The organism is Vibrio sp. RM-41-2B (genome assembly GCF_024744415.1).
Taxonomy (GTDB): Bacteria; Pseudomonadota; Gammaproteobacteria; order Enterobacterales; family Vibrionaceae; genus Vibrio; species Vibrio diabolicus.
In genome coordinates this window covers 510883-523784 of sequence record NZ_JAMQWD010000006.1, presented here as the reverse complement: position 1 = coordinate 523784, position 12902 = coordinate 510883, and the positions used below count along the sequence as shown (strand labels likewise).

The following is a 12902-nucleotide window of genomic DNA, read 5'->3' as shown; positions in this document are numbered from 1 at the left end:
ATTAGCCGCGATGAATATTATCATTCGCCTGTTTGAGTAAGTTTTGGCTCTCATTCATAAATTGTTGAGAATAAGTACCAAACCAATCACTCACCTGCTTAAAGCTTTCGATGAATCGCGCTTTGTCTCTGCTATCCAGAATCGCTACCGCATCACCTAAACGCTGATGGAATCGCTTGATCATATCGATATTCTCTTGAGAAGAGAAAATGATATCACCGTACAAGTTCGGATCCTGACCAAACAGTCGTCCCACCATCGCCAATTCAAGGCGGTAGATTGGCGAGCTTAACTTCAACAACTGATCGATGTTCGGATTCTCTTTGCTAAGGTGCATACCGTAAGCAAACGAAGTGAAGTGGCGCAGCGCCTGAATCAACGTCATGCCATGATCGTGCTCTTGTGCATCGATTTGGCACAAGCTTGCGCCCCAAATCCCAAACTGTTGCAATAGCCATTGGTAATGCTCGTGACCACGGCCATCACAGTACACAATAACCTGCTTGGCAAGGCTCGGAACATCTGGGCCAAACATTGGGTGCAAACCAACCACAGGACCTTGATGCACATTCAACATTGCTTGCAGAGGCTTCGATTTGATAGAAGTCAGGTCACACAGAATACAGTCTTGCGGCAAGTTCCCCAGTTTTTCGATCACCCCTTCCGTTAGATGGATCGGCACCGTGACCACGACTAAACCCGCGTTGTCTAGAATCTCATCCGCACGATCCCAGTCTTTACTGCCGAGAACTTTGACCTGGTAGCCCGACAATTTGAACATACGCCCAAACAGGCCACCCAATTGACCATTACCACCAATAATAACAACTGAGCGTAAATCAGGGTTCAAACACTTAAAACCGGAATCTTTCTCGCTGGCATAAGACTCACGCATTGTTCGACGCAGAATATCTTCAATAAGCTGTGGAGGAATTCCCATTTTTTCAGCTTCAGCGCGACGAGAAGCTAACATCGCCGCTTCACGATCAGGGGCATAAATAGGCAAACCATGTTCGCTTTTTACTTCCCCAACTTTCTCTACGAGCGCCAAACGCTGAGCTAATAGCTCCAACATTTGCTTGTCGACTGCATCAATCTGATCGCGTAATGCGTTAAGTTCAACTGCCATTGATGTTCCTTAAATCCTGTATTAATTAGCCTTTAGACGATTTTCTAAGAAAGGCACTAGCTCTTCATGTGCATGACGTAATAGTGCCTCAGTTGAATCCCAATTGATACATGCGTCAGTGATAGATACACCGTATTTCATCTCTTCAAGAGCTAAGTCAGAAGATTGATTTCCTTCATTGATATGGCTTTCAATCATAAGGCCGATAATGGACTTATTACCTTCACGGATTTGATGAATTACATCCTCTGCGACCAATGGCTGGCGACGGTAATCTTTACGTGAGTTGGCGTGACTACAATCCACCATTAGTGATGCATCAAGACCAGACTTCGCCATTTCTTGCTCACACTCAGTAACTGACACTGAGTCGTAGTTAGTTTGCTTGCCACCACGTAAGATCACGTGTCCATTAGCATTACCCTGAGTGGTCAATAGCGCTACTTGTCCCTCACGGTTGATCCCCATAAAACGGTGGCTAGAAGACGCAGCTTGCATCGCATTGATTGCGGTTGCCAAACTACCATCCGTGCCATTTTTAAAACCAATTGGCATAGACAGGCCACTTGCCATTTCACGGTGAGTTTGTGACTCCGTAGTACGTGCGCCGATCGCAGCCCAACTAAAAGTATCCGCCAAGTATTGTGGGCTAATTGGGTCCAGAGCTTCAGTCGCGAGCGGGATTTCCATCTCGGCCAATTCCACTAGCAGTTCGCGTCCAACATGCAGACCATGTTCAATATCGAAGCTGCCATCGAGGTGCGGATCGTTAATCAGCCCTTTCCAGCCGACCGTGGTGCGTGGTTTTTCAAAGTAAACACGCATAACAATATACAGTTGGTCACTTAGTTGTTCAGAGAGCGCTTTAAGACGTTTTGCGTAATCCTTCGCCGCTTCCACGTCGTGGATAGAACATGGACCACATACAACCAGCAGGCGATGATCCTTTTTATGAATAATATTAGCGATAGTTTGGCGAGACTCTTGAATAAAGCGGCGCGCTTTTTCACTCAAAGGAAGCTTGGTTTTTAGCTCCTCTGGGGTAATAAGAACCTGCTCTTCGCTAATATTAATATTGCTCAACTCACTTTTCTGCATAACTCTAACCTGTACATTTATTTTTACACCCAACCAAATCCTTGGTGAGACAACTAAGATTTAACGACAAGATAGCAGGCTAAAAAAGAAAAACAAGCGTACACAATAAAAAACATTTAGTGTAAATTATTGTTTACAGACAAATAAAAAGCCAAAGTATAATTAACTTTGGCTTCTAATCGGTGTTTTGAATCGTTTACAAGAGGTTTAGCTGGTCAAGCGTTTCATCGCTTCACTCGCCGCTTTCCACTCTTGAGATAACTTGAGATCGCTTAGAGAAAACGACTGTTTTTTCAGTAACGCATCCGCCAGTGGCACTGTTGATACTGGCAAGTTATCCAACACCTCAATGTGTGCTTCACGCTTATTACACATCAATAGCATATCGCAACCGGCTTTCAAGGCTTGAGCCCCACGCTCGGCAGGGCTACCCATGATTGCAGCGCCTTCCATCGTCAGATCATCGGAGAAAACCAAGCCTTTAAAACCGAGTTGCTGTCGCAAAACTTGTTTCAACCAGTATTCTGAACCACTCGCTGGCTGAGAGTCGTAGTTCGGAAAAATCACGTGAGCAGGCATCATGGCATCTAAAATACCGGCATCAATTTGCGCTTTGAAGATCGCCATATCTTGTTCAAAAATATCACTGCGCTCGTCGTATGGTGTTTCTAGATGTGAGTCTGCAATCACACCACCGTGACCCGGGAAGTGTTTGCCTGTTGTTGCCATTCCAACGCTCTTCATACCCTGCATGTAAGCGGTGCTAAATCGAAGAATGGTATCGGCATCTTCGCCAAATGCTCGGTTACCGATCGCTTTACATTGATGACCTTTATCGAGCACGGGTGCAAAGCTTAAATCAATGTCGTGTGCTATCAACTCCGCTGCCATTAGCCAACCACCCATACGTGCTAACTCTTCACCATTTTGATGTTTGGCGTATTCTTCGGCTGCAGGAATTAATGAGAAACCTTCACGAAAGCGCTGCACTCGACCGCCTTCTTGATCCACACCGATCAAAATCGGGCGCTTGGCTGCCTTGCGGATTGATTGAGTAAGTGCTTGAAGCTGTTCACTATCATGATAGTTGCGAGCAAATAGAATTAAGCCACCAACCGTAGGATGTTCCAGAATTTCTTTGTCTTCAGCGGTCAGTTCATAACCCGCGACGTCAACCCATAACGGTCCCATGTTTTCTCCTCAAAATCGGCTGAATATCTCGTATTCGATGAGGTTATTCGCTTCAGATTTGCTTTACAATAAGTGAATGAAGAATTGACGAGATCGGCTATGAAATTTAACGAACTGTACATTGGTGTGATGTCAGGAACGAGTATGGACGGCGTTGATACCGCTCTGGTTGAAATAAGTGATGAGCACGTTCGTCTGGTTGCGCACGACGATTACCCAATGCCCACTGCACTGAAAGAAATGCTGTTATCTGTTTGTACCGGTCAAGCCACAAATTTAAAAGCCATAGGTGAATTGGATCACCAACTTGGCCACCTCTTCGCTGACGCCGTTTTACAACTGCTCAATAAGTCTGGCTACGTCGCGGAACAAATTCGTGCGATTGGTAATCACGGTCAAACAGTGTTCCATCAGCCTACCGGAAACTTGCCGTTTACCACTCAATTGGGCGATGCCAACATTATCGCGGTCAAGACAGGCATTGATACGGTAGCGGATTTTCGTCGTAAAGACATGGCGCTAGGTGGACAAGGTGCACCGCTGGTTCCCGCTTTTCATAAAAGTATCTTTGCCATGCAAGATTCCACCACCGTCGTGCTGAACATCGGTGGCATTGCCAACATCTCTGTACTGCATCCCGAGCAACCAGTCATTGGCTATGACACAGGTCCGGGCAACATGTTGATGGACGCGTGGTGTGCTCTGCACACTGGGCAAAGCTTCGACAAAGATGCACAATTTGCACTGAAAGGAACGGTAAACGCTACTTTGTTGACTCAATTACTTAAAGAAGCTTACCTCGCCATGCCAGCCCCTAAAAGTACCGGGCGAGAACTGTTCAATATTGACTGGCTGCATCAGCAACTGGCTCATTACAATTTACCAACCGAAGACGTACAGCGTACACTCTGCGAATATTCTGCGATTACCATTGCCAACGAAGTCGACAAGTTTTCTCATGGCAGCACGCCTCAACTATTGGTCTGTGGCGGTGGAGCAAGAAACCCACTTTTAATGCAGCGATTGACTAAGTTATTGCCACAATGGCACGTTGCGACAACGGCAGAAAAAGGCGTTGATGGTGACTACATGGAAGCCATGGCATTTGCTTGGCTTGCGCAGCGCTATATTCATAGCCTCCCTAGCAATTTACCGGAAGTCACAGGGGCAAGTCGTCTCGCTTCACTTGGCGTACTCTACTCAAAAAATTAATCACGAAGGCTTAAATTACTATGACAAATGACGCGCTTATTGCGGCTCTTTCTCACCTCGTCTCTGAAGGTCGAAATCCTGAAACAATGGATATCGATCTTCTTCCTTCATTCGATATTGTGCAGCGTTTAAACCAACAAGATAAACTCGTCCCAATTGCGGTCGAGAAAGTGCTACCAGAGATCGCTCAAGCCGTTGATAAGATCACGGAAGCATTTAAGGTCGGAGGTCGGCTGTTTTACATCGGTGCAGGCACCAGTGGTCGGCTCGGCGTCTTGGACGCTTCAGAATGCCCGCCGACTTTTGGCACGGATCCTGAGATGGTCGTTGGTATTATTGCGGGTGGAAAAGAGGCAATGTTCCGTGCAAAAGAAGGGGCGGAGGACGATCCAGCATTGGGTGAGCAAGATCTTAAAGAGAATACGCTAACACAACGCGATGTCGTCGTTGGTATTGCGGCAAGTGGACGAACACCTTACGTGATTGGTGGCTTAGAGTATGCGAACGAGCTTGGTGCCACCACTGTAGCACTATCTTGTAACCCTGACTCTCCGATTGCAGATATTGCTGATATTGCGATTAGCCCCGTTGTTGGACCTGAAGCGTTAACGGGATCCACTCGCTTAAAATCAGGGACGGCACAAAAACTCGTACTAAACATGCTCACTACCGCAAGCATGATTCGCCTGGGCAAAAGTTATCAGAACTTAATGGTAGATGTGAAAGCGACGAATGCAAAGCTAGTTGCAAGAGCGACTCGTATTGTTATGCAAGCAACAGATTGTACTAACCAAGAGGCTAAAACGGCGCTCAAAGAAACGGACTACGACGCCAAGTTAGCGATTTTGATGATTTTAACCGGGCTGGATAAAGAAAGCGCGACTGAGCAACTGAACGCCAAGCAAGGATATTTAAGAAAAGTCGTGATCGCGCAAACTAATCAATCTTAATCAATAAAGCGCCTCACTTATTTAAAAGTCAGGCGCCTTTTATGGCTTAATTTAGTAGTTCAATCGTTCAATGTGAGTAATACCGACTTTACCTTCAAGGTCACTGAACATATGAACCATTGCTGGGTATGGTTGTGCTCCAGGGTAGACAACTTCTGCATTACAGAAAAACGCATAGTTTTGTCCGGCTACGACTTGAGTAGCCACAACCAAAGGGGAGTATTTGACACCGACAAACCCCTCGATACCTTTAGCAAATACTTCTTTATTCTCTGCTGTGAGTTCATGAAATGGACTCCAGCCACCAGCCATTTGCGTTGACATAATGTGATTCCTTTTTTTCTGTGCTCACTATCAAGCAATATGAACATAGTTTAATAAGGAAAATTTTGCCACATTTATGTGATGCAGACAGTGTAACAACGGCTTTATTGACTATTAATTTGAGTATTCATTCCAACCACGTTGCCATTCCATGCGGAATTTTTGCGCTTGCTCAGTACCTTCACAAACCCCTTCGTAATACTGACCAGATAACCCCATTTGATACGCAAAAGCAGGATTACAGTACTCACGTAAACCTTCTAAATAACCTTGGTCGTAGTCACTTTGCTTAACACTACCCAACTCACGAAGCTCGCTCATCGTGCGCGATGTGTGTCCGGTTATGCCATCTTGATATCCGATCTGATGCCAATCTCCCGACTTGGCAAGATCTGCTGTCGTTGCTGTGCATCCTACAAGTAAAGCCAGTGCCAGACCTACCGTTACCTTTTTCATGGTTCTTCCTTAAGTAATTGTTTTCAAAAATAAGCTTACCACTAATTATTGGCGCTTGCCGCTGAGCTTGCAGATTTAACCACTGATGACTCAAATCAGCCGCTCAAGACTGTCATCAACCTTTCGCCATTTTTAAAAACCGCTCAAGCAGCATATCGACCACTCAGTGCTCTATTCGACCACTCATCTACTAACCGAATGCATTTAACACAAGTGACGCATAACATGCATCCTGAGATTAAAAAATTACCCTACCCAACTAAGACCAAGGACAATTGCTATGATGTGGTTTCTAACCTGTGTCGCAGCCCTAATCGGCGGATACTTCATCTACGGCGCTTTCGTCGAGAAGATTTTCGGCATCAATGAAAAACGCCAAACGCCAGCTCACACCAAATCGGACGGTGTTGACTTCGTTCCAATGTCAACAAAGAAAGTTTACCTAGTTCAACTACTTAACATCGCAGGTGTTGGTCCAATTTTTGGCCCGATCATGGGGGCACTATACGGTCCTGCGGCGATGCTTTGGATTGTAGTCGGTTGTATTTTTGCTGGTGCAGTACACGATTACTTCTCAGGCATGCTTTCAGTGCGTAACGGCGGTGCATCTGTACCTACCATTACAGGTCGCTACCTAGGTAATGGCGCAAAACACTTTATGAATATTTTTGCCATTGTCCTATTGCTTCTAGTTGGCGTAGTGTTCGTTTCAGCCCCTGCTGGCATGATTACTAACCTCATCAATGATCAAACAAGCTTGAGCGTAAGCATGACTACAATGGTTATTGCTATTTTTGCTTACTACATCATTGCGACGATTGTTCCTGTCGATAAAATCATTGGTCGTTTCTACCCACTGTTTGGCGCCCTACTTATCTTTATGTCTGTTGGCCTAATGACAGCCGTTGCTTTCTCTAGCGAACACACAGTAATGGGTGACTTCCAAGTTTCGGACATGTTCTCTAACCTCAACCCAAATGACATGCCGTTATGGCCTGCATTGTTCATCACTATCGCATGTGGCGCTATCTCTGGCTTCCACGCAACTCAGTCTCCACTGATGGCGCGTTGTATGGAAAATGAGAAAAACGGTCGCTTCGTATTCTACGGTGCAATGATTGGTGAAGGTGTTATCGCGCTAATTTGGTGTGCTATCGCTCTGTCTTTCTTCGGCTCTCTAGACGCTCTATCAGAAGCTGTGAAAAACGGTGGCCCTGGTAACGTGGTATACAGCGCATCATTTGGTCTGCTAGGTGTGTTCGGTGGTATCCTTGCGTTCCTGGGTGTGGTTATCCTACCAATTACGTCTGGCGATACAGCGTTCCGTTCAAGCCGCTTGATCCTTGCTGAATACTTCAACATGGAACAAAAAACGCTACGTAACCGTCTACTGATGGCACTTCCACTGTTCGTTATCGGCGGTATCTTAACTCAAGTAGACTTCGGCATTATCTGGCGCTACTTCGGTTTTGCAAACCAAACAACAGCGGTAATGATGCTTTGGACTGCGTCCGCTTACCTACTGCGTCACAACAAGCTGCACTGGATTACCACTATCCCAGCTATCTTCATGACCACGGTATGTGTCACGTTCATCTTAAACAACAGCTCGCTAGGTTTTGGTCTGCCAATGCAACTATCAACTATCGTAGGTATTGTGTTTGCCCTAGCTGTGACAGGTTACGTTATCAAAACCTCTAAGGGTAAAGGTGAAACTGAACTGGCTGACGAAGAGAAACCACAAGCCGTATCAGAAACAGCGTAATACTCGTCACATCTGAGTGACTAAGATAGGAGCCTGCCAATTGCAGGCTCTTTTTGTTTTATACCCAAGTCACTTTAAGACTCAGAAAGCACAGCGCAGCATCATTTACTTAGCTGTTCTTATCTATCTGAGCCAAGCATCTTGAGGTTACTTAGGTATACAATAACAACATTGATTCTAGGTTAGGTTCACTATGGAACTGGTCATCTCCCTTTTACAACAGATGTGTGTGTACTTAGTTTTGGCTTACATGCTAAGTAAAACGCCAATCATCTTACCTTTGCTGAGTATTTCTTCGCGCTTAAGCCACCGCCTAATTTGTTACGTACTCTTCTCTGGCTTTTGTATTCTCGGCACCTATTTCGGTCTGCACATCAACGATGCTATTGCCAATACTCGTGCGATCGGCGCAGTTATGGGCGGGCTGTTTGGTGGACCTGTTGTAGGTTTCGCCGTCGGATTTACTGGTGGCATCCATCGATACTCTCTTGGTGGCTTTACTGACCTAGCCTGCGCAATTTCAACCACCGCCGAGGGCGTAATTGGTGGCTTGCTCCACGTTTACCTTATCAAGCGAAATAAAGGCGCATTGCTGTTTAATCCAAGCGTCGTATTCAGCGTCACGTTTGTTGCAGAAGTGGTGCAAATGATTTTGCTGCTCGCCGTCGCGAAACCTTTTGATCAAGCCTATGAACTGGTGTCCGCTATTGCAGCGCCTATGATCATCGCGAACTCATTTGGTGCAGCGTTGTTCATGAGTATCCTGCAAGACAGAAAAGCAATCTTTGAAAAGTTTTCTGCGACGTTTTCGCGTCGAGCGCTCACCATTGCTGATCGCTCAGTGGGAATTCTAAGCAACGGCTTCAACACCGAAAACGCAGAGAAAATCGCACGTATTATTTACGAAGAAACCAAAGTGGGCGCTGTCGCGATTACTGACCAAGAAAAGATCTTGGCGTTTGTGGGCATTGGCGATGATCACCATAAACCGAACACGCCGATTTCATCGCAAAGCACATTAGACTCCATGGAGAAAAACGACATCATTTATCTTGATGGTGCGGAGCGTCCATACCAATGCTCCATTGCAAAAGATTGCAAGCTCGGATCTGCGCTGATCATCCCACTGCGTGCAGGGAAAGAGGTCATTGGTACCATAAAGCTGTATGAACCGAAGCGTAAATTGTTCTCGACGGCCAACATGTCGATGGCGGAAGGAATAGCCCAGCTTCTATCTAGCCAAATCCTTTATGGCGATTACCAACAACAACAAGCCTTACTCGCCCAAGCAGAAATAAAATTGCTTCACGCTCAGGTGAATCCACACTTTTTGTTTAATGCACTCAATACTATTAGTGCGATTACTCGTCGTGACCCTGACAAAGCGCGCGAGCTAATCCAAAATTTATCGCACTTCTTCCGCAGCAATTTAAAGCAGAACATTAATACCGTGACGCTAAAGGAAGAGCTTGCACATGTGAACTCGTACTTGAGCATCGAAAAAGCGCGTTTTACGGACCGCTTAGAGGTTGAAATCGATATTCAACCTGAATTGCTGGACATCAAATTACCAAGCTTTACACTCCAGCCTTTGGTTGAGAACGCCATTAAGCATGGCATTTCAAACATGCTTGAAGGTGGTAAAGTTCATATATACAGCGAAGCACACCCACAAGGTCACTTGATTACCGTCGAAGACAACGCAGGCAGTTTTGAACCGCCAAAAGAAAACCACTCAGGGCTAGGTTTAGAAATTGTCGACAAACGTCTCACTAATCAATTTGGACGTGATGCAGCGCTAAAAATTACGTGCGAGCCACATCAATTTACTAAAATGAGCTTTATCATTCCCCCAAAATCATAAAAGCACGCTGAAGCAATAAAGGTAATGTTGGATGTTAACCGCACTCGTCATTGATGATGAACAGTTTGCTCGTGAAGAGCTAGCAGAGTTACTGGATGAAACAGGCCAAGTTGAGGTCGTGGGCGATGCCTCAAACGCAATCCTTGGCCTAAAAAAAATCAATGAACTTAAGCCTGATGTGGTGTTTCTCGATATCCAAATGCCTCAAGTCACGGGGATTGAACTACTTGGGATGCTTGATCCAGAAACCATGCCTTATGTGGTTTTTGTCACGGCTTATGATCAGTATGCGATTCAAGCATTTGAAGACAATGCCTTTGATTACTTGCTCAAACCTGTCGACCCATGCCGGTTAACTAAAACGGTCAAACGACTAAACAAAGTCATTAGCCAATCCGCCCTAACGCAACAACTGTCTGCTATTACGCCTGACACTTTAGATCAGATACCGTGCATCGGACACAACCGCATCGTTATCATGGCCACCGACACGGTGGAATGTGCTTACAGTGATATCAGCGGCGTGCATGTACGCTCCACCAGCCAAACCGCGAGCACCCAACTGACATTAAAAACGTTGGAAGAGAAAACCCCTCTAGTCCGCTGCCATCGTCAATACTTAGTCAGTATTAAAGCGATTAGCGAAATCAAGTTACTGGAAAATGGGTTAGCGGAAATCATCACCAAAACAGGCTTTGAGATACCAGTAAGCCGCCGCTACTTAAAGGTGCTCAAAGAGATGCTCGGCATTAGCCACTAACACAAAAACTTCACACATCATCGCTGAGTTTCCGCTAGCGTATAAATAGGACGCTCTGAAAAGACGAGGCGATGATGTATAAAGTTTTATTCATATGTAAGCACAACGCTGGACGAAGCGTCCTCGCGGAGTCAATCGCAACCAATATCCTGCCAGCAGATTTTAGTGTCACCAGTGGAGGCTCACATCCCACAGGCAAGGTGCACCCAGTGGTGCAAAAATATTTAGATGACCACCAACTCCCCATTCCGCATATCCACACGCATTCATGGGAGGAGCGAACTCAGTTTCTTCCCGACATCGTTATTATTCTCTGTGATTCTTTACATCAAGAAACCGCTCCTCAGTGGCTTGCAGGTGGTGTTCGAGTAAACTGGCAAGTTGATGCTTTTCCGACCGATGGTTCTGATGAAGACATGTACGCACATTGCGAAAAGGTTGCTCAATCGCTTGAGCGAAGAATCACGAAGGTGTCTGATATGATTATCGATGGTTTAGGAAAAGACCAAATTCGTGATTACCTAAATGAGTTAAGAGAGATGTAAAAAAGGCGACCCCACAGGTCGCCTTTTGAATATTCGATAAATGGAGACTAATCCACTTGCTTGATTTGCAGTTCTTTAGGTACTTCAAAGAACATATTCTCTTCACGGCCAAGTACTTCATCAACCGCTTCGGCACCAACGAGTTCTTTGATTCGCTCTAGAATCTGATTAACGAGCTCTTCCGGAGCAGATGCTCCCGCAGTCACGCCGACCTTTGTTTTACCTTCGAACCACTCAGGTTTGATATCTTCCGGACAGTCGGTTAAGTAGCCAGGTGTCCCTAGCTTTTCAGCTAGCTCTTTAAGACGTGTAGAGTTTGATGAGTTTTTAGAACCCACCACAACCATCACATCTACGTCACCAGCTAATTCACGTACGGCATCTTGGCGGTTTTGTGTCGCATAACAGATATCGTCTTTACGTGGACCTTGGATATCTGGGAACACGCGGCGTAGCTCTTCGATAACATCGGCAGTTTCATCGACAGAAAGCGTCGTTTGGCTTACGTAATGAAGATCGGATGGATCTTTCACAATCGCCTTCAGTTTCTCAACATCGGCTGGAGTTTCAACCAAGTACATACCACCGGTTTCACTGGCGTATTGCCCCATCGTACCTTCGACTTCAGGGTGACCTGCGTGACCAATCAGAACCACTTCCATATTACGACGGCTCGCACGCGCCACTTCCATATGCACTTTGGTTACTAGGGGACACGTTGCGTCAAATACGGTCAAATCACGCAGCTTGGCTTCCTGACGAACTGCCTGCGATACACCATGAGCAGAAAAAATCACAATGTTGTTGTCTGGCACTTCATGCAGCTCTTCAACGAAGACAGCGCCACGTTGTTTTAGCCCTTCAACCACAAAACGGTTATGCACCACCTCATGACGAACATAAATCGGTGGCTGATACATCTCTAGCGCACGCTCTACGATGCTAATCGCACGGTCTACACCAGCACAAAAGCCGCGTGGGTTAGCTAATAGGATTTTCATTTCATTGCTCATGGAAATTATCTTTATTGGGTTCGCTATTCTACTGACAAAATTTCAACTTCGAAAGTCACGTCTTGTCCCGCTAGAGGATGGTTGAAGTCCACAGTGACTGAATCGCCAGCAATCTCTGTAATAATGCCCGGGATTTCCATGCCATCAGGACCACTGAACGCCATGATTGTACCCACTTCTACTTCTGCATCACCTACAAACTTAGTGCGATCCATATGGTGTACATGGTCTGGGTTTGGCATGCCAAACGCGTCTTCTGCTTTTAACTCAATCGCTTTTTGTGCGCCTGTTTCGAGGCCTATCAAGCACTGCTCAAAGTTTTCACTCAAGCTGCCATCACCCATAACAAATTTCGCTGGTTTACCCATGTTATGAGTACTATCCGCAACCGATCCATCTTTCATTTTAATCGTAAAGTGAAGGGTTACTACAGATTCATTGGTTATTGTTGTCACGTTACTGCTTCCTTGTTCTTGGGTTATTACGCTGTCAGCTTGGTCTTTTTATACATTGATATGCTGATTGGCGCTCCAACATAATAAAAAGCGTCGCTCGAATCAACGGGCGACGCTTAGGGTTATTCAACTTTTCACAA

Annotated in this window: 13 protein-coding genes; 6 read left to right on the top strand and 7 right to left on the bottom strand. The window is 45.7% G+C overall.

The genetic code is table 11. The features are described 5' to 3' along the window. Position 1: 1 nt before the first annotated feature. The 3 genes from tyrA to nagZ all read right to left on the bottom strand — a co-directional run bounded on the left by tyrA (position 2) and on the right by nagZ (position 3418). The gene (tyrA, locus tag NB463_RS07490; RefSeq protein ID WP_206959259.1) at positions 2–1129 is read right to left on the bottom strand and encodes a bifunctional chorismate mutase/prephenate dehydrogenase; all 1128 of its coding nucleotides are present in this window, start codon (positions 1127–1129) and stop codon (positions 2–4) included. Positions 1130–1150: 21 nt separating this feature from the next. Further along, the gene (locus NB463_RS07485; protein ID WP_005397501.1) at positions 1151–2227 is read right to left on the bottom strand and encodes a 3-deoxy-7-phosphoheptulonate synthase; all 1077 of its coding nucleotides are present in this window, start codon (positions 2225–2227) and stop codon (positions 1151–1153) included. Between the two features lie 207 nt (positions 2228–2434). Next, positions 2435–3418 carry a beta-N-acetylhexosaminidase gene (nagZ, locus tag NB463_RS07480; protein ID WP_046873941.1) on the bottom strand — a complete coding sequence of 328 codons (984 nt, stop codon included), beginning with the start codon at positions 3416–3418 and terminating at the stop codon, positions 2435–2437. A gap of 99 nt (positions 3419–3517) precedes the next feature. Here nagZ and NB463_RS07475 point away from each other — a divergent pair, with 99 nt between their 5' ends. Together NB463_RS07475 and murQ are read left to right on the top strand one after the other, a co-directional pair. Next, positions 3518–4630 carry an anhydro-N-acetylmuramic acid kinase gene (locus tag NB463_RS07475; protein ID WP_225461798.1) on the top strand — a complete coding sequence of 371 codons (1113 nt, stop codon included), beginning with the start codon at positions 3518–3520 and terminating at the stop codon, positions 4628–4630. Positions 4631–4650: 20 nt separating this feature from the next. Then, positions 4651–5580, top strand: coding sequence for an N-acetylmuramic acid 6-phosphate etherase (gene murQ, locus NB463_RS07470; protein WP_258432356.1), 930 nt, complete (start codon positions 4651–4653; stop codon positions 5578–5580). Between the two features lie 51 nt (positions 5581–5631). On the opposite strand, the gene NB463_RS07465 is transcribed toward murQ, so the two are convergent. Further along, on the bottom strand, positions 5632–5904 hold the full coding sequence (locus tag NB463_RS07465; RefSeq protein ID WP_005381911.1) for a hypothetical protein: 273 nt from the start codon (positions 5902–5904) through the stop codon (positions 5632–5634). A 114-nt stretch (positions 5905–6018) separates the two neighbouring features. Beyond that, entirely contained in the window at positions 6019–6360 is a 342-nt protein-coding gene (locus NB463_RS07460) for a DUF2799 domain-containing protein (protein WP_047103915.1), read from the bottom strand. 280 nt (positions 6361–6640) lie between these two features. On the opposite strand from NB463_RS07460, the gene NB463_RS07455 reads away from it, so the two are divergent. The 4 genes from NB463_RS07455 to NB463_RS07440 all read left to right on the top strand — a co-directional run bounded on the left by NB463_RS07455 (position 6641) and on the right by NB463_RS07440 (position 11294). Then, the gene (locus NB463_RS07455; protein WP_005381914.1) at positions 6641–8125 is read left to right on the top strand and encodes a carbon starvation CstA family protein; all 1485 of its coding nucleotides are present in this window, start codon (positions 6641–6643) and stop codon (positions 8123–8125) included. Between the two features lie 193 nt (positions 8126–8318). Further along, positions 8319–9989, top strand: a complete 1671-nt coding sequence (locus NB463_RS07450; RefSeq protein ID WP_005381915.1) for a sensor histidine kinase — start codon at positions 8319–8321, stop codon at positions 9987–9989. Between the two features lie 31 nt (positions 9990–10020). Continuing rightward, positions 10021–10749 (top strand): two-component system response regulator BtsR, encoded by a 729-nt coding sequence (btsR, locus tag NB463_RS07445; protein WP_005381917.1) that lies wholly within the window; start codon positions 10021–10023, stop codon positions 10747–10749. 74 nt (positions 10750–10823) lie between these two features. Then, on the top strand, positions 10824–11294 hold the full coding sequence (locus NB463_RS07440) for an arsenate-mycothiol transferase ArsC (RefSeq protein ID WP_250157638.1): 471 nt from the start codon (positions 10824–10826) through the stop codon (positions 11292–11294). A gap of 47 nt (positions 11295–11341) precedes the next feature. On the opposite strand, the gene ispH is transcribed toward NB463_RS07440, so the two are convergent. After that, entirely contained in the window at positions 11342–12307 is a 966-nt protein-coding gene (gene ispH / locus NB463_RS07435) for a 4-hydroxy-3-methylbut-2-enyl diphosphate reductase (protein ID WP_258432346.1), read from the bottom strand. A 23-nt stretch (positions 12308–12330) separates the two neighbouring features. Beyond that, entirely contained in the window at positions 12331–12762 is a 432-nt protein-coding gene (gene fkpB, locus NB463_RS07430; protein ID WP_012842130.1) for an FKBP-type peptidyl-prolyl cis-trans isomerase, read from the bottom strand. Positions 12763–12902: the final 140 nt, after the last annotated feature.